At 41.9% G+C, this 21,916-nt stretch carries 23 protein-coding genes and 1 pseudogene; all 24 read left to right on the forward strand.

Features of this window, described 5'->3' with window-relative positions:
- The first annotated feature begins 43 nt into the window (after positions 1 to 43).
- The 24 genes and pseudogenes from OCV68_RS04990 to OCV68_RS05105 all read left to right on the forward strand — a co-directional run bounded on the left by OCV68_RS04990 (position 44) and on the right by OCV68_RS05105 (position 21,907).
- Positions 44 to 988 carry a hypothetical protein gene (locus tag OCV68_RS04990; protein ID WP_262571191.1) on the forward strand — a complete coding sequence of 315 codons (945 nt, stop codon included), beginning with the start codon at positions 44 to 46 and terminating at the stop codon, positions 986 to 988.
- A 249-nt stretch (positions 989 to 1,237) separates the two neighbouring features.
- Positions 1,238 to 2,161: a hypothetical protein gene (locus tag OCV68_RS04995; protein WP_022473985.1), complete on the forward strand. Its 924-nt coding sequence runs from the start codon at positions 1,238 to 1,240 to the stop codon at positions 2,159 to 2,161.
- A gap of 5 nt (positions 2,162 to 2,166) precedes the next feature.
- A complete protein-coding gene (locus tag OCV68_RS05000; protein WP_262571194.1) occupies positions 2,167 to 4,383 on the forward strand; it encodes a DUF3801 domain-containing protein in 2,217 nt (738 codons plus the stop codon).
- A gap of 3 nt (positions 4,384 to 4,386) precedes the next feature.
- Positions 4,387 to 4,995 carry a hypothetical protein gene (locus OCV68_RS05005; protein ID WP_262571196.1) on the forward strand — a complete coding sequence of 203 codons (609 nt, stop codon included), beginning with the start codon at positions 4,387 to 4,389 and terminating at the stop codon, positions 4,993 to 4,995.
- A gap of 5 nt (positions 4,996 to 5,000) precedes the next feature.
- Entirely contained in the window at positions 5,001 to 7,994 is a 2,994-nt protein-coding gene (locus OCV68_RS05010; protein WP_262571199.1) for a type IV secretory system conjugative DNA transfer family protein, read from the forward strand.
- Complete coding sequence (locus OCV68_RS05015) at positions 7,991 to 8,389, forward strand: TnpV protein (RefSeq protein ID WP_195308976.1); 399 nt, start codon at positions 7,991 to 7,993, stop codon at positions 8,387 to 8,389. The genes OCV68_RS05010 and OCV68_RS05015 overlap by 4 nt, the downstream gene beginning before the upstream one ends.
- A complete protein-coding gene (locus tag OCV68_RS05020; protein WP_195308977.1) occupies positions 8,390 to 8,671 on the forward strand; it encodes a DUF6809 family protein in 282 nt (93 codons plus the stop codon).
- 122 nt (positions 8,672 to 8,793) lie between these two features.
- Positions 8,794 to 9,072 carry a hypothetical protein gene (locus OCV68_RS05025; RefSeq protein ID WP_070101529.1) on the forward strand — a complete coding sequence of 93 codons (279 nt, stop codon included), beginning with the start codon at positions 8,794 to 8,796 and terminating at the stop codon, positions 9,070 to 9,072.
- Positions 9,065 to 9,355 (forward strand): hypothetical protein, encoded by a 291-nt coding sequence (locus OCV68_RS05030; protein ID WP_055163289.1) that lies wholly within the window; start codon positions 9,065 to 9,067, stop codon positions 9,353 to 9,355. The genes OCV68_RS05025 and OCV68_RS05030 overlap by 8 nt, the downstream gene beginning before the upstream one ends.
- A gap of 216 nt (positions 9,356 to 9,571) precedes the next feature.
- The gene (locus OCV68_RS05035; RefSeq protein ID WP_055163290.1) at positions 9,572 to 9,820 is read left to right on the forward strand and encodes a helix-turn-helix domain-containing protein; all 249 of its coding nucleotides are present in this window, start codon (positions 9,572 to 9,574) and stop codon (positions 9,818 to 9,820) included.
- The gene (locus tag OCV68_RS05040) at positions 9,820 to 10,488 is read left to right on the forward strand and encodes a response regulator transcription factor (RefSeq protein WP_055163291.1); all 669 of its coding nucleotides are present in this window, start codon (positions 9,820 to 9,822) and stop codon (positions 10,486 to 10,488) included. The genes OCV68_RS05035 and OCV68_RS05040 overlap by 1 nt, the downstream gene beginning before the upstream one ends.
- A 1-nt stretch (position 10,489) precedes the next feature.
- Complete coding sequence (locus OCV68_RS05045; protein ID WP_195308978.1) at positions 10,490 to 11,497, forward strand: sensor histidine kinase; 1,008 nt, start codon at positions 10,490 to 10,492, stop codon at positions 11,495 to 11,497.
- A 100-nt stretch (positions 11,498 to 11,597) separates the two neighbouring features.
- Positions 11,598 to 12,278, forward strand: a complete 681-nt coding sequence (locus OCV68_RS05050; RefSeq protein WP_055163293.1) for an ABC transporter ATP-binding protein — start codon at positions 11,598 to 11,600, stop codon at positions 12,276 to 12,278.
- Positions 12,278 to 14,782, forward strand: coding sequence for an ABC transporter permease (locus tag OCV68_RS05055; protein ID WP_195308979.1), 2,505 nt, complete (start codon positions 12,278 to 12,280; stop codon positions 14,780 to 14,782). Before OCV68_RS05050 ends, OCV68_RS05055 begins: the two co-directional genes overlap by 1 nt.
- A gap of 42 nt (positions 14,783 to 14,824) precedes the next feature.
- Positions 14,825 to 15,187, forward strand: a complete 363-nt coding sequence (locus OCV68_RS05060; RefSeq protein WP_195308980.1) for a hypothetical protein — start codon at positions 14,825 to 14,827, stop codon at positions 15,185 to 15,187.
- A gap of 210 nt (positions 15,188 to 15,397) precedes the next feature.
- A complete protein-coding gene (locus tag OCV68_RS05065) occupies positions 15,398 to 15,631 on the forward strand; it encodes a hypothetical protein (RefSeq protein ID WP_262571203.1) in 234 nt (77 codons plus the stop codon).
- An 18-nt stretch (positions 15,632 to 15,649) separates the two neighbouring features.
- Entirely contained in the window at positions 15,650 to 16,885 is a 1,236-nt protein-coding gene (locus OCV68_RS05070; RefSeq protein ID WP_195308981.1) for a serine/arginine repetitive matrix protein 2, read from the forward strand.
- 60 nt (positions 16,886 to 16,945) lie between these two features.
- Positions 16,946 to 17,566, forward strand: coding sequence for a CHC2 zinc finger domain-containing protein (locus tag OCV68_RS05075; protein ID WP_195308982.1), 621 nt, complete (start codon positions 16,946 to 16,948; stop codon positions 17,564 to 17,566).
- Between the two features lie 16 nt (positions 17,567 to 17,582).
- On the forward strand, positions 17,583 to 18,848 hold the full coding sequence (locus OCV68_RS05080) for a virulence-associated E family protein (RefSeq protein WP_227884716.1): 1,266 nt from the start codon (positions 17,583 to 17,585) through the stop codon (positions 18,846 to 18,848).
- A 252-nt stretch (positions 18,849 to 19,100) separates the two neighbouring features.
- Complete coding sequence (locus tag OCV68_RS05085) at positions 19,101 to 19,289, forward strand: transposon-encoded TnpW family protein (protein WP_195308984.1); 189 nt, start codon at positions 19,101 to 19,103, stop codon at positions 19,287 to 19,289.
- A gap of 39 nt (positions 19,290 to 19,328) precedes the next feature.
- Positions 19,329 to 20,279, forward strand: a pseudogene (locus OCV68_RS05090) (VirD4-like conjugal transfer protein, CD1115 family); the annotation flags it as partial.
- A gap of 38 nt (positions 20,280 to 20,317) precedes the next feature.
- Positions 20,318 to 20,497 carry a hypothetical protein gene (locus tag OCV68_RS05095; RefSeq protein WP_262571209.1) on the forward strand — a complete coding sequence of 60 codons (180 nt, stop codon included), beginning with the start codon at positions 20,318 to 20,320 and terminating at the stop codon, positions 20,495 to 20,497.
- 134 nt (positions 20,498 to 20,631) lie between these two features.
- Positions 20,632 to 21,012, forward strand: coding sequence for a hypothetical protein (locus OCV68_RS05100; protein WP_262571211.1), 381 nt, complete (start codon positions 20,632 to 20,634; stop codon positions 21,010 to 21,012).
- Between the two features lie 67 nt (positions 21,013 to 21,079).
- Positions 21,080 to 21,907, forward strand: a complete 828-nt coding sequence (locus tag OCV68_RS05105) for a hypothetical protein (RefSeq protein WP_262571212.1) — start codon at positions 21,080 to 21,082, stop codon at positions 21,905 to 21,907.
- Positions 21,908 to 21,916: the final 9 nt, after the last annotated feature.

Raw genomic sequence — 21,916 nt, forward strand, 5'->3', positions numbered from 1 at the left:
TTAGCTGACAATGCTACAAGATTCCAGAGTAAGGAGAACATCTATGACTAAAACAAAATTTATTGCAGTAGCAGCTGCTGTGTTACTGACCACCATGGCAACTGCCTGCGGAGACCAAAAAGCCAATACAGATACATCTTCATCTGCTGTAACTACTTCATCAGTATCAGAGTTGGAGAACACGGAAGCAACTCCCAAAGACATCACAGCAATAGATCCGTTTGACGGGTTAAATGTTGTCTTTAATGGTGATAATGGCAGCGGAACGGTGGAAATGGAATATACCGGTAATAATGCTTTTATTCGGGATAATGTAAGATTCCATTGCGATTCTCCGAACTCGACAAAACTTTCTAACGGAGATGTAATTTCTGTTTCAGCACGCTGTACTCCAAAAGATCTGCAGGAAAACAACCTGGAATTATCTTCCACGGAAAAGGAATATACAGTAACTGAACTTGGCGGATTCGTTGAAGTGCCGGATGGATATGATTTCTCAGAAATAGATGCCATTATGGAAGATGGATTCTTAAGAGGCAAATGGGAAAATATGTGCGGCATAGGAAAGCTCATCAATGATGTATCTGATTCAGATAAAATAAAATGGCAGATAAATGACCGATCGTACTCCTTATATGAGAAAAAATTATATCTCAAAAATAATAACCCAGTTCCAAATTACTATTATATTTTTTATAAATTGGACTTTGAGTGTGAAAAGGTAGATGGTTACTATGTAGATAACCCTGATTCAGAATACGATTATGGAGATATCGTGCATTGGAAGGGTCTTGCAGTTGTACAGCTTGCATCTTTATATGCGGATAATCATTCATTGACCGTTAAATCCAATTTTGAAAATGATATCAACTCTTTAGACAGCCAGATAATTTATTTTTGTAAAGATGAAACTGCATTAGAAGACAAAATAAACGAAGAGATGAGCAATTATCAAAAAAAATTCGATGCTGTTTATGATGTAAAGTAATATGTTTTATCATTGGACTGCTGCATTTCAATATGAAGTGCAGCATTTTTTTATTGTTTTTTTCTAATTCAAAAAATCGCAATAGCAATAGAATGTTTACATAACTTTTACAATTATAAAAAAGGCAACTTTTTTGTCTCTTTTTGTCCGTTTTGGAATGATTTTGACTTATATTGGCATATTTTATCCGATTTGTCTTTTTTTTAAATGTGATATAATATAAATACACAAATTTGGAGGAAAAAAGCCATGAAAATAAAATTAGTTGCTTGCATATGTTGTGCTGCATTGTCGCTTACTGCTTGCATTGGCAGTAACGAAAATGTGTCCGAACAATCTGATTTATCATCGGAAGCAATTCAATCTACACTTGCAGAAACGGAGACCCCCGTATATGAATTTACCGAAAGCGACAAACTGGTAGCAAAATGGTTTTCGGAATATATCACTGATCCGGAAAGCTTTGCTGATATAACCGACTATCAATATTATGCACGCACTCTTAACCTGGAGAAAGATTACTTTCTTTCTTCTGATTTATGGCAGGTGTATTATAATCCTGAGATAAATCTTAACCGTGATATCGACTGCAAAGATGTTTATCTTATACGCATAGACCCTAATAAGCTAATGGATATCTATTCTGCCAGAATGGGAATGTCAGTAGATGAACTCTGCAAGGGGTTATCGGTAACTAAAGAGCAATTATATTATAATTGGGGATTTATGCCTTCCTCTATTGATTACGAAACAAAGCATAATAACGGCGAAGTTACGTACTCTGAAAAAGAATCAGAAATATTCGGGGCATTTAATGGCGAAAACCGTGTTAATGTGATGAAAACACATCTTCTCGAAGTGAGCTATGATGGGGATATATCTTATAGCAGTAATGTTTCAGATCGGCTGAAAATAAAGCGAAGAGATATGCTTCACGCATATTCAGATGATAATTATTTATACAGTTCTTACAGTGATAATGAAAAGTCAGCACAAATCACAGTAAACGGCATCGGAATACGTGCAGTTATTCCGCTTACCATTCCAAATGCCTGGAACAACGCAGAAACGGATCAGGCAATTACTCCTATGATAAATGTTTCGCCTTATGCTTACGGTTGTACAGATGCAGATATTATCCCTATTACTGATTATTTGAATATGGAGGATTGACTTAAATGATAGGTGAAGATGCAGTAAACAGCACTACGGCTATGCTTGAAAAACTTATGCAGATTATCCTTGAGATAATCAGAATGCAAAGAGACAGCCAGAGATATAATTCCCGTGAAGCAGCTAAATCATCTAAAGAGAATGCCAAACAGCCAAAAATAAAATTTGGCGAGATGAAAAAAACAGAATATAAAAAAATGCTCAATGCAGGAGATAAAATGCACCGAATTGAGGTTGATAAAAATCAGCTTGAAGGGCTGAATAAAATAGCCAAGGAGATAGGTGCCAAATACTGGGTTATGAGTACAGAAGGTAATACAGCTTCGGTAATTGTTCCAGAAAAGTTTTTTGTTCAAATGCAGGGAGCATTGGAGGAAGCTACCAAGTTACAGCTTACTAAATCGCCTCAGTCACTTGCTGTACATAATGGTGCAGAAATCATATCAGCTGAGGATATTGATATGGCTAAGGCAGTGCTTAGTTATCATGACATTCCGGCGGCAACCTTTAAAACCGATGGCGGCTACATGAATATTGTATCATCTGATTTTGACGGACAATATAAAGCGGCCATGCAGGAGATTTCAAGGCTGAAAGATGAGCTGAAAAATATTGATATTACAGTATTTGAGCAGACAATGCCATTTGAATATATAAATAAGCTTGACACAAAAATTATTGAAGCCACTCAGGAAATGGCACAATATATTAAATTAAATGTCCCTGAGGCAGAGCTGCTCAGGACAGAAAGCGGAGAAATTGCCGTTAAATATCCTGCTGCATCAGAAGCACAAATACAGAATTGCATAACAAACTATTCTAACGACATAGCAGCTGCACAGGACTATCAGGCTGTGATAATTGATAATACCATCAATATAAATCGGGATAAGCTGCTCATCAGCGAAAATACATCTGAATATTTTACAAGAGTGCCAAATACAGCAGGACAGGACTACATAAAAATAGCTAAAGACGATTCCACTCTGACCGATGGCAAAACCATATCTGCCAAGATAGATTATGATAAAACATATCAGATATTTGATAAAGACGGCAATCTTAAATCCGAATTGCCCGGTAGAGATCTTGCCGCAAAATATAATACAAAAAGTCGGTCTGCCAACAAGAAAACTGATATCAGGCGCTATAACAATGATTCGCTTGATCGAATTGAAGTATATAACGCCAAAGAAAATAAGCTTGTCAGAATCGGAATAGAAAATGTCGATGTGGTACGCAAAAATTTGCTTGATTGCGGGATAAGTCCATTTGCGGCCGAAAAACTTCTGGCAGATATAGATAATTCACTTTCAGATGATTATAAAGCCGTATTCAAATATAATCCGCCTTCTATACAGAACAGTTTCAGTGAAATAAAAAGCGATATGCTTGAACAGTATAAGGTGGCTGAAAAAATCAGCTCTGCTCAGCTGGTTGATGGCTTCAATGATACATTAGGTAAAAAATGCTGTGTTTTTGATAAAAGAACAAATGAATATATTCTCGTTCCCGCACAGGAAAATCGTTTAAAAGCAGCGCTGGCACAGATGGGCTACGATGTTTTACAGACAAATGTAATAGTCTCGGAGGCACAAAAATCTTACTCTCCAAGCGGAGCTACTCTTGAACGTGAAGATATTCACGCACAGAGTTTTGAGACCGGAAATGCGGAAGTCAGTGCATATAAGTTCTGTAACGATGAGCATGGAATTATACTCATTAAGCAAGAGATTACTGATACTGACGTATCTATAAAATATGCCGATATAAATAAGGATACTACACGTCCTGAAATTGAAAAAGCATTAAAGTCCGAATTTCATATGCAGGATGCGGCATCTATCGCAGAATTGCTGAACTGTATGGAAAAGGAACAGCTTATTTCCAAGGCAGTTTCCACCATTACTAAAGACGGCTTTGAGATCTCCCAGGTATCATCAGATTATTTGAAAATATCAAAGGATAGCTCCACTTTAATGCTGGATAAAAACAAGGTCGATATTAAGCAGCTTTCCAATGCGTTTGGAATAACAGAAAAACAGGCTGAGAAGCTTAGTAACAGTCTCAGTAAATCATTGAAAGCTGCCGATAGAAAAGAGAAAAGTCAGACCCTTAATGAGCTCAAAAAAGCTGCTAAAACGGCTTATGAGAATATCAATGCAGAGAAAAAAAACAATGCAGCAGAAAAAAATGTTTCAGTCGAAATTGACAGGAGATAAGCTATGTCAGAAAGTAAAAAAGGTTTTCCTCAAAAGAAAAAAGCATCTGATTTTATAATTTATGCTGTTATTGCAATAGTTCTTGCGGCTGTCGGTGTATGGGGCGGCTATGTTTTGCAGGAAACAGCCAATATGAAGGGCGAGGTAAATTTTCAAAAAGCATTAGACCGATCCGGAGACTATATGAATTTGAATAGCTTTCTTTTTGCTATTATATCAGCTTTGACAGATAACGGCATAGCAAAAAAAGGCGGAATGTATGGAGGAATGGCAGGACTTCTCGTTTTTACTTATCAGTTATCCAAAACCCCGAAGCGTTTTCACCGAAAAGGTGAGGAACACGGTTCGGCACGATGGGGAACTGATAAAGAAAAACTTATAGGCGGAGATGCAAATGATTTTTATAATAATGTCATTCTTGCTGATGATGTTTTCATTGTAGTAGATAGAAAAAAACGAGATATGAATGCACTGTCCCCTAAAAAGCGAAAAGCAGCAGAGCAAAAAAAAGAGCAGGAAAAAAAGCAGAATGAAATCAGACTTGCTAAACTGAAAGAAAATATAGAAGCTTATCGGCTTGAAAATTCCCCAGTGGGGAATGACAAGGAGTGATTGAAATGAGTGCTGCATATGAGATAAAAAATGGCAGACTGATACGTTGCAATATTTCTTCGGAAACTGTTGAAATTCCTGAAAATGTTAAAGCAATAGGCAAATTTGTTTTTGCTTTGAACGAAACCGTTAAAAATGTGATTTTACCTTCCAAATGTACTCACATCGACAAGGCTGCATTCTTCGGCTGCAAAAACCTTGAAAATGTGTCAGCTGAATACGTAGTATCTATTGGAGAATCAGCATTTGAGGAATGCAGCAAGTTGGAAAACATTTCCGTAGGCAGATGTCTTAAAAATATCGGCAAGTATGCTTTTGAAAAATGTTTTTTAATGAATATGATAGGTGCAAATGACAGCTATGCCGCAGAGTATGCCTATAAAAATGATATATTTTTTTATATATCAGGCAATGATGTAAGAGAAAATGAAGTAATGTCAATTGCCGATGTGGCAAAGATGAAAAAAGCAACTGAAAAGATAAAGCCGATGCTTAGTCTAAATACGCTTATTTTAGGCGGAACAGGAACAGGAAAGTCACGATTTTTCGTAAAGCCGAATCTGTTGCAATGCAATACTTCATATGTTGTTACTGATCCTTCCGCTGAACTGGTCGAATCCTGCGGTAAAATGCTAAAAAAAATGGGCTATGAAGTCAAAGTGTTTAATATAGACCATATGGAAAACAGCTGTAATTATAACCCTTTTCATTATATCAGGGACTATAACGGCAATATTGATGACAATGCTGTTATCAAAATGATAAAGACTTTTATGATGAATACCAAGGGCGATGGGGGCGGCGAGCAATTTTGGGAAGATTGTACGCAGATGCTTCTTTCTGCTATATGTTTTCTTCTCGTAGAAACAGCCACGGAAGAACAGCAGAATTTTTCCAATGTTCTTGATCTCATTCATAAGGCAAAGGTAATTGAAGGTAAGGAAGAGGAAAAGTCGGAGCTTGATCTGATGTTTGACAAGCGAAAAGAAGATGCACCAAATGCCTTATCTGTTCAGTATTATGATGAGTTTAAGCAGGCAGCAGGTGTTGTATGCTTTAAGAGACTTATTCATCACGATATGAGTAAGTCTCTTAAAACATATAAGGCTACAAAGCAGAAAGGAGACCCCATGAGCAAACAGAAAATAACCGCCCTATACGAGCGTTTGAGCCGTGACGATGAACTGCAAGGCGAGAGTAATTCCATATCCAATCAGAAAAAATTATTGGAGGAATACGCCGCACAGCAAGGCTTCACAAACTGTGTCCACTTTACGGACGATGGAATAAGCGGAACTTGTTTCGATAGACCCGGCTTTCTGGATATGATGCGGCAAGTCGAAGCCGGAAATGTGGACTATCTGTGCATTAAGGACATGAGCCGTCTGGGGCGTGACTATCTCAAAGTCGGTCAGATTATGGAGATTTTACGCCAGAGAGGTGTCCGTCTCATTGCCATCAATGACGGTGTGGACAGTGCCAGAGGGGACGATGATTTTACCCCTTTTCGTAACATCATGAACGAATACTACGCACGAGACACAAGCCGCAAAATCAAGTCCACTTTCAAGACCAAAGGCATGACAGGCAAGCATCTGACAGGGACGGTCATTTACGGTTATCTCTGGAATGAGACAAGAGACCAATGGATTGTTGATGAATATGCCGCCGAGGTTGTCAAGCGTATTTTTGCTATGACGATTGACGGCTACGGACCGTATCAGATTGCAAAGAAGCTGTCCGAGGACAAGATACTCATTCCCTCTGCCTACCTTGCACAGCATAACGAGGGCGTGAACAAAAACAAGACTTTCAAGGATGTGTACGGTTGGGGTTCTTCCACTATCGTCAATCTGTTGGACAAGCGTGAATATCTCGGTCATACCGTCAATTTCAAGACCCGAAAGCATTTCAAGGACAAGAAAAGCCATTATGTGCCGGAGGACGAATGGACGATTTTCGAGAATACTCATGAAGCCATTATCAGCCAAGAGACTTTCGACCTTGCACAGAAAATCCGAAGCAAGGTCAGACGATACCCCGATGGATGGGGCGAAGCTGCTCCTCTCACAGGCTTGCTCTACTGTGCCGATTGCGGCGGCAAGATGTATGTCCACCGCACTAACAACGGCAAGCGTATCTCTCAATACACTTGCTCACAGTACACAAAAGTCCCTTGTGGAACGCTCTGCAAGACACAGCACCGTATCAATGAAGATGTGGTATTGTCTCTTGTCTCCGATATGCTCCGAGCCATAGCCGAGTATGCAAAGCATGACCGAGCCGAGTTTGTCCGAGTGGTACAAGAAGCACAGTCCAGTCAGCAGACAAGCGAGGTCAAGAAGCAACGCACAAGGCTTGCTACGTCAAAACAGCGTGTTTCGGAACTGGAAGTTTTGCTCTGTAAAATCTATGAGGATAATGTATTGGGCAAACTCCCCGATGCCAGATATGCCGTTCTGGATGCACAGTACGCAAAGGAACAGGCGGCACTTACCGCCGAGATTGCAACACTTGAAAAGGCTGTCGGAGATTATGAGAAGCATGAGAAATCCGCAGACCGCTTTATCACTCTGATTGACAAGTATCAGAACTTCGACAAGCTGACAAATACCATGCTCAACGAGTTTGTCGATAAAATCCTTGTCCATGAGCGTGCCAGAAAAGGCAGTCGAGAGACTACGCAAGAGGTTGAAATCTTCTTTAACTTTGTCGGGCGTTTCGTCCCTCCGGCATTTGCTGAAGTGGAGCTTACGCCGGAAGAATTAGAGGAAATCCGCAAGCGAGAGGAACGCAAGGACAAACTTCATCAGAACTACTTGAAGCGTAAAGCCAGCGGTGCCCAGAAGCGTTATGAGGACAAAATCAAGGCGGCGAAGAAAGCCGAGATGGACGAAAAGAAAAATGCCATTCGAGCCGAGGACATTGCAAGGGGTGTGTTTATCCCTGTCAGCAATCTTCCGAAGCGAGAGCCACAGAAAGGAGCTATCACAGCATGAACGAACTGAAACCGAGAATCCACGAAAACGGCATTGACTATATCCTTGTGGGAGATTACTATGTGCCGGATTTGAAGCTGCCGGAGGAAAAGCGACCTATCGGGCATTGGGGCAGACTTCACAAAGCCTATTTGCAGAATTACCGCCCCGCCGTTTATAACGAGCTTGTTTTGTCCTGTCGGCTTCATTCTGTCCTTGCAGATCTGAACGAACAGGCAAATGACCGCTTCTCTCTGATTATGGAGCAGATGGCAAGAGCCGAGGGCGTGACCGAGCAGATGAAAGCAGATAATCAGATGTTGTGGGTGCAGTCCATGAACTCCATCCGCAACCGAGCCGAGGAAATCATCAAGCACGAAATGATTTACTGCCATTATAGCGGAGGGGGTGATTAAATGATTATGGAAGCGATTTTCGGCGGCGATATGTACCCATTGGAGAACATTGTACCGCAACAGGACGGCTACAAGGCAGAGGTCAAAGCCATTGCCGGCCTTATGGACGAACTGGCGAACAAGTTTTCAAAAGCCGACTTTTCCAAAGTGGAGGAACTTCATCAGCGAATGACGATTGTTCAGCAGTATGAAAGCACCGAGCATTTTAAATGTGGACTGTCCACAGGCTTGCTACTTATGAAAGAAGCCTATGAATATCCGCTCAACCCCAAAGAGGACTAAAAAAGTAAGGTCTGAACCCGACAATTTAATACCGTAATTCAAGCGGCAAGTGTTTCGTTCTTCGTGAAATGCTTGTCGCTTTTATTAACCTTAAATCTTAATCTTTCAAGGAGGAACCCACTATGAATATGAACATCAATGAAAAGAAAGCTCTTTACGCTTTTGGCTGTCCGAATCGAGAAGCGACCGTTCAACGCTTGCGTCTTGTGGCTGCACTTGCTCCCGACCCTGCGGCTAAGAAGCTGTTTTTCGCTCTGGCAGTCAAGTTGAATGACAAGGACTGTGACCGTTGGTATCGCTGTTTCTTCTACAACATGAGGGTGGAAATGGAACGCTTTGCTCACCACAAGTATGTGCCGGACAGCTATCCTGTTCCGATTATGGAGGGGCTTTATGAGTAAGCTGACGAAGTATGAGAAAGAAACAATCGTCCTGTTTAATGAAGCAGACGAAGAAGCTCATATCCAGACTTACAATGCCGGACTTCGGAAACGCCTTGAAGCGTTCAGCAAGAAGTACCCCGACCTCTGCCGTTTGGATATGAGTATGGGGCAAGGCGGTGTGTCCTATTGGATTGACAAGTCCAGATTGTCTATCCGCTTTCAGCCGCCCATGAGCGAGGAACGCAGACGAAAAGCAAGCGAATTGGCGAAGCAAAACGGTTTTAACGGTCAGAACGGATAATGTAGCTTTTCGGGTCTGTTTGCGGTCAAAATGTCGGGTCTGTACCCGATGTTTTGACTGTTACATATCGTCAAGGTATAAAGTCCTTACCTACCCCAAAAAGGAAAAGTATGCGTTACGGAGCTAATATGAACTACGAATTTACCGCAAGAGCGTTGATTTATTCACACTTGCGTGATATAATAATAGAATATGTAAGCACAAGGAGGGTAAGCTATGGCGGTAACATATAAAAAGTTGTTTCATTTAATGATTGACAAGGGTATGAGCAATGCGGAATTGATGGAACAGGCAGGTTTTAGTGCCAACATCATAACCCGATTGAAACGAGATAATTACCTTTCCCTTGACACCATCGAAAAGATATGCAACACACTCCATTGCGGAGTTGATGATATTCTTGAATTTATACCTAACGAAAAAGGCAATGATGCCAGAAATCCTTTCAGCAAGGAGAATACATGATGAGTAAATTATTATTAGTGGAGGATGACCAAAGTATCGTATCCTCATTATCGGACTATTTAGGAAATGAAGGGTTCAAAATCGAAAGTGCTTCCGGGCAAAAAGAAGCAATAGAAAAATTGGATAACGACCAATACGATATAGCCTTGGTGGATATTCAATTATCAAATGGAAATGGCTTTTCTGTTTGTTCTGCAATTAAAGAAAGAGGAACTATGCCGGTTATTTTCTTAACGGCGTCTGATGATGAATATAGTGTTGTGGCAGGACTGGACATGGGAGCTGACGATTATATCAGTAAACCATTTAGACCAAGGGAGCTTCTTTCAAGGATCAACAGCGTATTAAGGAGAACTAAGAACACGCAAAACATTATCAGCTACCATGACTTAGTTGTGGACACAAATCAAGCAACCGTGGTAAAAAACGGAACAGAGATTTTATTGTCTGCTATGGAATATAAGTTGCTGTTAGTCTTTTTGCGTAACAAAGGTATTGTCCTTTCTCGCAGAAGATTGTTGGAGCTTTTATGGGACACTACCGGAGAGTTTATCAATGATAATACGCTGACTGTTTACATGAAAAGGCTGCGTGACAAAATTGAAACCAATCCGCAGGAGCCGGAAATCATAATTACTGTTCGTGGGCTTGGCTATAAGGTGGGTTGATATGGACTTTATCAGAAATAAAGAAGTGAAAAGGCAAATTGTTGTCAGCAGTATTCTTATTCTATTTTGGGGCGGCATTGGCATTATCGTTGATAGCAAAGCTGTGTGGATTGTTCTGTCGGCTATCATTTCATCAAGTGCAGTTTCCCTCTTTTTTACATATCAGAGATACAAGAAAATTGCTGATTTTAGTTTGCATATTGATAGGCTGCTGCATGGAGATGAAACGATTTCTTTTGAGCAGTTTCAAGAAGGCGAATTATCTGTTTTACATGATGAAATATCTAAGATGACAAGACGACTTATTGAACAGGCAGAAGCTCTGAAAATGGAGAAAGGTAATTTGGCGAATGCTTTAGCCGATATTTCACATCAATTAAAAACACCTTTGACATCGCTGAATATCCTAAATGCTTCTCTGTGTAATGAGGAACTGACTGACGAAGAAAGGTATGAGCTGATCCGCAAACAGACTATGCTCTTATCAAGAATGGAGTGGCTGATAGCCACACTTCTGAAAATATCCAAGCTGGATGCAGGAACGATTACTCTAAAGCCACAGGAGATATACTTAAAAGATGTGGTAGAAAAAGCAATTCGTCCTCTGGAGATTGCGGCAGAATTAAAAATGCAGACAATCACGCAAGTGATTCCGGCAGAACTGAAACTTGCTCTTGATGCTGATTGGACTGCTGAAGCCTTGGGGAATGTAATTAAAAACTGTATCGAACATTCACCAGAGAGCAGCAGTATTGAAATCAAGGCAATAGAAAGACCTCTTTTGACACAGATCATTATAGCGGATAATGGAGCAGGTTTTCGGAAAAAGGATATACCGCATCTATTTGACCGATTTTATCAAGGAAGTGGCTCTACAATCGGTAATGCCGGTTTGGGGTTGGCTCTGGCAAAAACAATCATCGTCAACCAGGGCGGCGTCATCCAGGCGAAAAACCGGAAGTCAGGCGGTGCAGAATTTGAAATCTGCTTTTATCGGGGGACTGCTTAATGCAGACCCTTTTTAAGTGACATTTTTGTAATGAAAAAGTAATGAAGCAGTCACTTGGCTTTGCTATACTGAATTGCAAAAATATATGGAGGAACTTTTTATGGAAATATTAAGAGTAGAGAATATCTGCAAAACCTATGAAATGGACAATGCTCCTGTCCATGCTTTGTCAGATGTTTCTTTTTCCGTCGATAAAGGAGAGTTTGTTGCAATCATTGGAGCATCTGGGTCTGGCAAGTCTACCCTGTTGCACATTTTAGGTGGTGTTGACAGACCAACTTCGGGAAAAGTATTTGTGGATGGACAGGATGTTTATGAGCAAAACGAAGATGAATTGGCTGTATTCAGAAGAAGGCAGGTTGGGCTTGTCTATCAGTTTTATAATCTGATCCCGGTTTTGACTGTCGAGGAAAATATCACGCTGCCGATTCGATTGGATGGGCGTAAAATCAATAAGGAGCGTTTGAAAGAACTGCTATCCACGCTCAAACTGGTAAAGCGTAGAAAGCACCTGCCAAGTCAGTTATCCGGCGGTCAACAACAAAGAGTGGCAATCGGACGAGCGTTGATTAACGCACCTGCGATTATCCTTGCGGACGAGCCGACGGGAAATCTGGACACGGAGAACACAAGGGATATTATGAAACTTCTGCGTGAATCCAATGAAGTCTATCGCCAGACAATGATCCTGATTACCCATGACCGTGAAATCGCAATGCAGGCAGACCGTATTCTGGAAATTCAGGATGGCAGACTTGTGAGGGATGAGGTGATACGCTGATGAATATGATTTTCACGCTTACACTCAGGAATCTGCTGTCGAATAAAAAGCGTACCCTACTCACACTTTTAACCATTCTTTTGTCAATCAGTATGATAACCGCTATTCTCTGTGGGGGATGGTCGTTGGTTGATTTTTTGAAAGAGAAAGAAAAAGTGTATGGTGGCGATTATGACTACTACATGGAGGATTTGACTTGGGAGCAGGTTCAAGAGCTATATAGTCAAAACAATGTAGGCGAGGTTTCGCTTCTCCGCTTTGCCGGAAACAGTTTTTACGGGGAGAAATCCAACAGTACAATGCTCTCCGTTGGCGAGATTGACGAGAACTTTACCCAAAGATTTTCGTTAAATCAGTATTTGCTTGCGGGGCGTTTCCCGCAAGATGAAAATGAGCTTGTTATTTCAGAATCTTTTTTGAAGAAAAACAATATGAACACAGAGATTGGAGATACGATTTCTTTAACCCTTGGTTCAAGAATTTGGGATGAATATAATGCCCAGCTTTCCGGACTGACAAATTATAGGGGCGAAGAAGAAAGTTTCGTTCCAACGAAAGAGAAAGCGTATGTAGTTGTTGGTATTCTGTCAGATGTGAATGACTCAAAAATCGCAGCAAACTATAATGCCTTTGCAGGCGTTGACAAAACGGCATCCGATTTTGCTGCGTATGTCAAGGCAAAGAATTTATCCAATTCGATCTATACAGAAGCCGAAGAAGTGGCTGCGGCAGTAGACAGTCATGTAGCAAAGTTTCATTCTGAACTGTTAGTCTATCATGGAATTACCGGCGGCAAAGGAGCTGCCAAACTGATTGCTTTGGTAGTCATGGTCATTTGCCTTTTGATGGCTGCATCCGCTTCAATGATCAGCAACGCCCTCTCCATTTCCTTGCAGGAACGAATTAAGCAGATGGGAATGTTATCCAGTATTGGAGCCACAAAAGGGCAAAAACGCCTTAGTGTATATTTAGAAGCCTTTCTTTTGGGTGTGGTAAGCATACCTTTGGGATTGGTTGTCGGCATACTGCTGTCTGCTCTGTTGTTAAGTGTGGTCAGGGCAGCTTTTGGAGAAACATTCACTTTTAGCATTGTAGAACTGTCCTTAAAGGTAAACGGACTTATCCTGCTCGTCAGCGGATTATCCGGCATTGCTTCTTTGTACTTCGGAAGCAGAAAGCCTGTGAAGCAAGCTGCTAAAATTACAGTTATTGAAGCTATCCGCCAGTCTAACAATGCGGTATCAAAAAAGAAATTCCGTGATGGAAAAATCGTTTCTTTGGTTTTTGGCATTTATGGTTCGCTGGCAGCTAAAAATATTAAGCGTAATCCAAAACGCTTCCGAGCAATTACTGGCTCTATTTTCTTGTCGGTGGTAATTGCCCTTTCCTTATACAGTTTGTCTGATTTTATGCTTTATCAGACATCCTTGGACATGAAGGAGGACGGTTCCTGTTATACTGATGTGATTTCGACGATTCAATACAAAGATATTCCTACCGCAATCGGGGCATTATCGGATGAAAATATCACTGCGGATGTTTCCTATTCTTTTCAGCGATATATGACTGCTGAATTTTCGCAGGAACAAATCAATCCTGATATGCAGGGATATTTTATCAATGGTACGAAAGCAGAGGTATATGTCGTAGGACTGGACGAAGAACATTTTACTTCCTTTTGTGAGGAAAATGGCTTTCATATTATGACTGGCAGCTCCAATCGTGGAATCCTGCTCAATCAGACAATGGGATATTATAATGCGGGTCAAAATCGAGTGATTGCAGGCTCCCCGTTTCTTATTGAACCGGGAACTGAAATCATTCCGTTGGGGGCATCCGAGGATGCCTTGCCGATTATCGTGGAAGAAATCGTTTCAGATGAAAATGCAAATATCCAATCCATGTTTGTGAGAGATCGAGCTGTCCTCATTGTGCCTTTAAGTTATTTTAACTGGCTGATAGATGATAACGCCTATGTGGAAATGAGAATACAGACAGCACAGCATAAAGAAGCAATGGACTGTCTGGCTGACAGAGGATTTCCGCAAACTGTGGACATTGCAGCCGCAACGAATAATTCCAGACAGGTATATACGATTGCAAAACTGGTAATCTGCCTGTTCTCGATCCTGATGACGGTTATTATCAGTTTGAATGTTTGCAACACTATCTCAAATACAATTCATTTGAGAAGAAGCGAATTTGCTGTTCTGCGTTCTGTTGGTATGACTGCCAAAGGATTGAAATGTACGCTATTGCTTGAAGCTGTTTTGTACGGCGTAAAAGCATTGGTTCTTGCGTTGCCTGTGAGCTTTTTGATTCATTGTGCCATCTACTACTTCATATCGTCGGGTATGACACCATTTGCTTTTTATATCAACGGTGGTATTTATGCTCTTGCAGTTCTGGCGGTCGGTGCTATGGTATGTATCGCTATGCTGTTTGCTGTCAGAAGCGTATCAAAGGTGGAAATTGTAGAGGAACTGAAATTGAGCAATATGTAATCATTCAATCTAACAAAGCAACTGAAACGGAGGTAATAGAAATTGCGTAAAAAGAAACTGGTAAAGAGAGTTGCAGGCATTGCTTTGACTGTTGGTGTAGTTATACTTGCCATTGTATGTGTCGGTAAAGTAAATCGCATTCAGAACGAAAAAGATATTATTGGCACATGGAAGGATACAAATGCGGAGGAGGTATTTACCTTTCAAGAGAACGGGGAACTTGCTGTGAGTAAAGATATGCCCGATTCGGGTCTGTCCTGCGGTAACGCATCTTATGGTTTTTCTTACTCGGATATAATCTGCGTGACACAGGGAGATAACAGCGTGGAATTTGAGATAGAAGTAGATCATGACGAATTGACAATCTTCTTTATGGGGCAAGAATACTTAGCGTTAGAAAGGTAATGGTAGAAACTCTCTTGTTTCGTAAAAACTGAATAGAATGAACAAACCAAAGGCGACTAACCGTAAAAAGTTGGTCGCTTTTGCTTTGCTCATTTGCAAAGCGGATGTGTCGGAAACGGCATATCCGAAAAGTGGAGAAATCCGATTTGACGAAATCGGGCTTCTCCATTTTTTTGTGAAAGTCTCCGATGGAGAGTTTCGCAAAAACCGATGGACTGCGAATGTCGGCAGCTGACGATGTGGAGCAGTTTATCGGGCAGGAGTACAGAGGGCGGCAAGCCCTTTGTGCATGGGTACAGGGAATGCAATATCCCTGTGCAGGTCAAGGGCGGCAGCCTTGCCCAGTTAAGTGGCGTTTCGCCACTTAGTACTGGGTATTACTTGTCGCAAAATTGCAGCAAGGATGCAGCTTCGCTGCCCCTTTCCCCTGCGGGGAAAATCTGAACGGAGGTTAGAAATGGTTTGAAATTAACAAGACACAACGGTCGCTCCGGCAAGCATGGCACTTACAACCCGAAGCACAATGACCGCACTTTTGATGTGAGCAACAGCGAACACATTGACGAAGAACGAGCCAAGCACAATGTCTATTGGGACTGCTTCAACGGCTATCGCACCTTTGCAGAGAAGCAAGTCCAGAGCGAGCTTGCAGACACTTTTGAGGAAGTGGAGGAACTGTTCTACTCCGCAAAATACGGTGCTTATGTCGAAGCACAGAACGCCAGAAACGATAAGAACAGGCACTCGGAACGCAACCGCACCACAACGGATTTGCTCAAAGACAAAAGGACTTGTCCAGAGGAAACTATCTATCAGATCGGAAAGATGGGCGACCATGTTCCGCCGGATGTTCTGCTGAAAGTCGTGACGGATTTCTTTGTGGAGATGGAACGGCGTTTCGGCTCTCATGTTCACATTCTGGATTGGGCATTACATCTGGATGAAGCGACACCGCACATTCAAGAACGCCATGTGTTTGACTGTGAAAACAAATACGGCGAGATTTGCCCACAACAGGAAAAGGCACTTGAAGAATTAGGTTTTGAACTGCCAGACCCCACCAAGAAGCAAGGCAGACACAACAACCGAAAAATGACTTTCGATTCTGCCTGTCGTGCAATGCTCTTTGATATTGCAAAAAAGCATGGTCTGCATTTGGAGCAAGAGCCGGAATACGGAGGACGAGCCTATCTTGAAAAACAGGACTTCATTCTTGCCAAGCAGAAAGAGCAGATGGAGGCACAGGAGCAGAAGTTAGAGGAACTGACTTTGAAAATCGAGGATGTGGAAACGCTGATTGATGATGTTGCCGATATTGCCTATGACAAGGCGGTGGAGGTCGTGACAGATACGGTCAGAGTGGAAACCCACAAGGAGGACATTCGGCTGATTGAGGAAACAAAGATATGGCTTCAATCGCCGGAACGCAAGGCACCAAAGAAAGAGCGTGATTATGCAATCAGCCGTTTGGATGGCGTGATTGGAAAAATCAAAAACGCCATGCAGTCTGCATTGGATAAAATCAAGTCTGCTTTGCTTTCGCCGGAGGTCAAGAAAACGAGCAAAGAGCAGATTAAGGAAAAGGTCAAGCCCTCTATCCTTGCCAGACTTGAAAGAAACAAGGAACTGGCAAAACAGGAAAATGAAGCAAGACGGAGCGAACACCGTCCGCACAAAAAACAGAATATGGAGCTTTAAGGCACTTGCCATTTTCGATTTGAGAATGACAGGTGCTTTTTCCATTTTGGGAGGTTGATAATGAATGTATTTGAAGCAGTAAAGCAGTCGGTCACGACAAGACAGGCGGCAGAGTTTTACGGCTTTCGTGTAAACCGAGCCGGAATGATAGCCTGTCCGTTTCACAATGACCGCACACCGAGCATGAAAGTGGATAAGCGTTTTCATTGTTTCGGCTGCGGTGCGGATGGGGATGCCGTTGACTTTGTTTCCCGACTGTTTGAATTGCCGAGCAAAGAAGCCGCTATGAAACTGGCTGACGATTTCGGTATCGCTTATGACCGAAACGGCAAGCCGTCCATCGTGGCAAAAATCCGAGAGCCTACCGCCAAACAGAAGTTTGAAGCGGAGGAAAAACTGTGTTTTCGTGTGCTGTCCGATTATTTCCATAAGCTCCGAGCGTGGGAAAAGGACTATGCACCGAAGCAGCCGGAGGATGAATGGCATCCGCTATTCACAGAAGCCTTGCAGAGACGGGACTACATCGAATATCTGCTTGACACCATGCTCTACGGAACGCTTGAAGATAGAAAGGCACTTGTAGCCGAGCAAAGAAACGAGGTGATGAAACTTGAACGAAGATTTGCAGACAGCCGCCAGAGAGGAAATTCGAGACCGATTAGAACTGACACAGCAAGGTAAGCCTGCGAATACCGCCATGAACTACAAGACGGTATTTCAGAATGACCCTCTGCTGAAAGGTGCTATCCGCAAAAATCTGTTGACGGAACGCACCGACATTGTAAAGCCGCTTGGTTGGTATCGTGAAAGCTCCACTCTGACCGATGTGGATATTAAATATCTGCTTCTCTACTTTGAAGAACACTACGGCTTGACGGTTGAGAAGAAAATCGAGGATGCCGCATTGGTTATAGCCAACGAAAACCGCTATCATCCTGTCTGTGATTTTCTGAACGGCTTGGAGTGGGACGGACAGGAACGCATACGCTTTTGTCTGCACCGCTTTCTTGGGTCGGATGCCGATGATTACACCTACGAAGCCTTGAAGCTGTTTCTGCTTGGTGCAATCAGCCGAGCCTTTAAGCCGGGATGCAAGTTTGAAGTCATGCTCTGCCTTGTCGGAGGGCAAGGAGCCGGAAAGTCCTCTTTCTTCCGTCTGCTTGCGGTCAAGGACGATTGGTTTACCGATGACCTTAAAAAGCTGGACGATGAAAATGTGTACCGCAAAATGCAGGGGCATTGGATAATCGAGATGTCAGAGATGATAGCCACCGCCAATGCAAAGAGCATTGAGGAAATCAAGTCCTTTTTGAGCAGACAGAAAGAGACATACAAAGTCCCCTATGAGACACATCCGGCAGACCGCAAGCGACAATGCGTGTTCGGGGGTTCGTCAAATACTCTGGACTTCCTACCCCTTGACCGCACAGGCAACCGCCGTTTCGTGCCGGTCATGGTTTACCCCGAAAGAGCCGAGGTGCATATCCTCGACAATGAGGAAGAATCCAGAGCCTACATTCATCAGATGTGGGCAGAAGCAATGGCGATCTACCGAAGCGGAGACTTCAAGCTGCGGTTTAGCCCGACAATGAATGAGTATCTGAAAGCCCATCAAAGGGAGTTTATGCCGGAGGACACCAAAGCCGGACAGATACTTGATTATCTGGACAGCTACAAAGGAAATGCGGTCTGCTCCAAACAGCTTTACCGAGAAGCATTGGGGCATGAGTATGACGAGCCGAAGCAATGGGAACTGCGAGAGATAAACGACATTATGAACAATGTTGTCAAAGGTTGGAAGTCTTTCAGCAATCCGAGACACTTTCCGAAGCCGTATCTTCGTCAGAAAGGTTGGGAGCGTGAGTTGCCCGACAACGGAGAAGCTGACAACGGGGACGGAAAATTTATTCCTCTCTCCGATGCGGAGCTTAAACAGATGGAGCTGCCGGAGGGATGGCGATAGAAAATTGCTATCCTGTTGTCGGCTTGTTGCCGAGCCGGTTGTCAATCCCGTTGTCGGGCAAAATCCGAAAAAGCCTTGTCCAGACTGGACTTTTCTCTCTCTGACAACCATGACAACCAAGATTTCAAAGAAAAAGTAAATAGTAAGTAATAAGAGCCGCCCGATAAGATAAAAGGTTTTTCAATGTCCGTTGTCAGGACTTCGTTGTCAGCCTTTCCTTGTCGGGCATTTTTCATTCATAGGAGGTATTGAATGACAGAAAACAGAAACACAGCAGCACAGACCACCGCACAGCACACCGCACCCACCGTCAGAAAGCAGATAAACGGCACGACCTATATTGTCCGTGTCCACTTCAACGAGAACGCCAGAGAGACGATGGAGGACAAAATCAAGCGACTGCTTCGCAACGAGATTCAGCAAAATGTAACTTGTTTGTGAATTTGATGAAAAAGTCCTTGACTTTTCGTCTCTGGAAAAACAATGCAGTCTATCCTTATTTCAACTACAACAAGGCTTCAGTGCTTTAAGCTTGAAAAAGTCCGTAACCTGACGTGCATGGACAACATAGAGCTTGATACGGTCGGTGACAGAAAAACTGCGCTGTTTATTATTATACCTTCAACAGATAATACATATACGTTTCTTGCGGCGATGATGTATAGACAGCTTTTTGATAGTCTTTACAGGCGTGCAATATCAAAATATCACGGACGTTTGCCGTATCACGTCAGGTTCCTTCTTGATGAATTCGCAAACTGCGGTAAAATACCCGATTTTGAAATGATTATTGCGACCTGTCGAAAGTTTGAGATATCTGTACAGCTCATTTTGCAGAATCTCTCGCAGCTGAAAAGACTTTACGAGAAGTCCTGGGAAGAAATACCGGGTAACTGCGATACAACCATATTTCTTGGCGGTAAAGATCAGGCTAATAACGAATACATTATGAAAGAGCTTGGCAAGGAAACAATAGATACAATGAATATAAACAAAACTAAGTCCAAACAGGGATCTACATCGTATAACGATGGCATTATGGGTAGAGACCTAATGACACTTGATGAGTTAGCCACTATGCCCAATAACGAATGCCTTGTCCTTATCCGAGGATTCAGACCATTCAGGACAAACAAATATGATATCGTAAATCATCCTCGATATTATATGCTTAAAGATGCTAACCCTGAAAGAAATTCCTTTTATCTCGAACAGGAAATCCATACAGCTGAAGAACCTGAAATAATCGACCTGTCAGAATATATTGACGATAACTCTACTATTGAGAATGAAAGTTATAATGTTACAATAAATCTTATTTCATCAGATAGTGATATAATCGTACCTATATCTGAGATCAACAAGGATGTAAGTCCTGAAATCAATTCCTTGTTTAAAGATGTTTCGGGAATATATTCAAAGACAGCCTAATTTCCCAAAGGGGAATTGGTCAGAAAGGAAACTCTATCATGAAACTTGAACTTGATGACAGGGAAAAACTAAAGATATGTGATGATATTTTTGATATCTTAAATCACGGCGGAGAAGTAATTATCAGAAAGCGCAGCAAAAACGGCGAGAAATATCTCGAAATCGCAGAGCAAAAAATTACATTAAAAAGCAAGATGATAACAGCTAATAAAATTTAATAGGCATATCCGAATGGGGATATGGAACAGCTGATGGAGCTAAACGGTATAGTGATATATCGTTTAGCTCCATTTTTTATTTAGCATATCATCGGGAAACCGAATGATATAAAAAATTTAGGAGGGTGTTCAAAATGAACAGAATTGAAAAGATTGAAGATGCTGCAACAACAGCAGGAGCAAAGGCAATGGTAAAGGCCACTAACTGTGTGGGAAAGCTTATGACCAAGAGGACTGGCAAAATTCTTGTAACTTTGCCTCTTGCGTTATCTCTCATGGCTGTAACCGTATTTGCAGACGGTGGATCTAACGGAGGAGCAGAAGGAACCATCAATACGATCATCGGCTTGCTCAAAACATGGATCCCCCGTCTTGGTGCGCTGTTAGTCGTTGTCGGCGGCATTCAGCTTGGAATCGGCTTTAAGGACGACGATCAAACCGGTAAAACACGTGGTATGCAGTGCATGATCGGCGGTGCTATCGTAGCAGCTATTGGCGCATCGGTATCGTTCTGATGAATCCCTACTCTCGGCGCAGGCAAAATATCTTGCCTGCGCTATAAGTTGGTTGCGAGGTGAATTTATGGAAATATTTAAAGATAATGCCTTAGCATATGCTGATTTGATAAGTTCTATCATTAACAGCTTTAAGGAAATTATTCTTAACATACTTGGTATCAATATATATGATGCCAATATTGTTACAACCGGAATAGAATCTGCTGCGCTTTCTCTTGCAGGACTTTTTCTTGCAATGGAAATGATATCAATGATATCTGAATTCAGATTTGAACGCATTGAAGATGCTATACGATTATGGATAAAATTGCTATTCGCCAAAATTATAATAGAAAACTCTTCAAATATTATAGGCAGCATTTATGACCTTTTCAAAGGACTTGGTGTGGTAAGTATTGATGATGGCTTTTCCAAAATAAGCGGAAGTATAGGAAACATCACAGAAGCAGCTATTGCACCGAACAAAGGGTTATTGGGTGAAGGATATATCTTTTCGTGTATCGTCTTATTGATAGTGACTCTTGTAGTCTCCGCTCTGCTTATAATGCTTACCATAGAAATAATGGGAATAGTATTTGAAATTGGAATACATCAGGCAATAGGCCCTATTGCAATATCTACTTTATGCAACTCAACGGCCCGATCCACAGGAATTGCGTTTATAAAATCCTATGCAGCTGTCTGCTTACAGACAACTGTCATTGGAGCAATCTTTACCGTATATGTTAAATTCGCAGATGATTTTATTGTAAGTGATTTATCAGAAAAAATAGCAAACGTAGGGGCATTTGGAATTATGTTTAGGTTCTTATCTCCTGTTCTGAGCCTTGCTGTACTATGTATAACTGTAAAAAAATCCGGCGATTTGACCAAACGAATGTTTGGAGCTTAATGGAGGGAC

Origin of the sequence: Huintestinicola butyrica (genome assembly GCF_025567215.1) — a bacterium.
In the GTDB taxonomy this organism is placed as follows: Bacteria; Bacillota; Clostridia; order Oscillospirales; family Ruminococcaceae; genus Huintestinicola; species Huintestinicola butyrica.

Bases quoted from the DNA above. Each gene is read 5' to 3' on its own strand.
- OCV68_RS04990 (WP_262571191.1), top strand. From the start codon at position 44: ATGACTAAAACAAAATTTATTGCAGTAGCAGCTGCTGTGTTACTGACC.
- OCV68_RS04995 (WP_022473985.1), top strand. From the start codon at position 1,238: ATGAAAATAAAATTAGTTGCTTGCATATGTTGTGCTGCATTGTCGCTT.
- OCV68_RS05000 (WP_262571194.1), top strand. From the start codon at position 2,167: ATGATAGGTGAAGATGCAGTAAACAGCACTACGGCTATGCTTGAAAAA.
- OCV68_RS05005 (WP_262571196.1), top strand. From the start codon at position 4,387: ATGTCAGAAAGTAAAAAAGGTTTTCCTCAAAAGAAAAAAGCATCTGAT.
- OCV68_RS05010 (WP_262571199.1), top strand. From the start codon at position 5,001: ATGAGTGCTGCATATGAGATAAAAAATGGCAGACTGATACGTTGCAAT.
- OCV68_RS05015 (WP_195308976.1), top strand. From the start codon at position 7,991: ATGAACGAACTGAAACCGAGAATCCACGAAAACGGCATTGACTATATC.
- OCV68_RS05020 (WP_195308977.1), top strand. From the start codon at position 8,390: ATGATTATGGAAGCGATTTTCGGCGGCGATATGTACCCATTGGAGAAC.
- OCV68_RS05025 (WP_070101529.1), top strand. From the start codon at position 8,794: ATGAATATGAACATCAATGAAAAGAAAGCTCTTTACGCTTTTGGCTGT.
- OCV68_RS05030 (WP_055163289.1), top strand. From the start codon at position 9,065: ATGAGTAAGCTGACGAAGTATGAGAAAGAAACAATCGTCCTGTTTAAT.
- OCV68_RS05035 (WP_055163290.1), top strand. From the start codon at position 9,572: ATGGCGGTAACATATAAAAAGTTGTTTCATTTAATGATTGACAAGGGT.
- OCV68_RS05040 (WP_055163291.1), top strand. From the start codon at position 9,820: ATGAGTAAATTATTATTAGTGGAGGATGACCAAAGTATCGTATCCTCA.
- OCV68_RS05045 (WP_195308978.1), top strand. From the start codon at position 10,490: ATGGACTTTATCAGAAATAAAGAAGTGAAAAGGCAAATTGTTGTCAGC.
- OCV68_RS05050 (WP_055163293.1), top strand. From the start codon at position 11,598: ATGGAAATATTAAGAGTAGAGAATATCTGCAAAACCTATGAAATGGAC.
- OCV68_RS05055 (WP_195308979.1), top strand. From the start codon at position 12,278: ATGAATATGATTTTCACGCTTACACTCAGGAATCTGCTGTCGAATAAA.
- OCV68_RS05065 (WP_262571203.1), top strand. From the start codon at position 15,398: ATGGACTGCGAATGTCGGCAGCTGACGATGTGGAGCAGTTTATCGGGC.
- OCV68_RS05075 (WP_195308982.1), top strand. From the start codon at position 16,946: ATGAATGTATTTGAAGCAGTAAAGCAGTCGGTCACGACAAGACAGGCG.
- OCV68_RS05080 (WP_227884716.1), top strand. From the start codon at position 17,583: ATGAACTACAAGACGGTATTTCAGAATGACCCTCTGCTGAAAGGTGCT.
- OCV68_RS05085 (WP_195308984.1), top strand. From the start codon at position 19,101: ATGACAGAAAACAGAAACACAGCAGCACAGACCACCGCACAGCACACC.
- OCV68_RS05095 (WP_262571209.1), top strand. From the start codon at position 20,318: ATGAAACTTGAACTTGATGACAGGGAAAAACTAAAGATATGTGATGAT.
- OCV68_RS05100 (WP_262571211.1), top strand. From the start codon at position 20,632: ATGAACAGAATTGAAAAGATTGAAGATGCTGCAACAACAGCAGGAGCA.
- OCV68_RS05105 (WP_262571212.1), top strand. From the start codon at position 21,080: ATGGAAATATTTAAAGATAATGCCTTAGCATATGCTGATTTGATAAGT.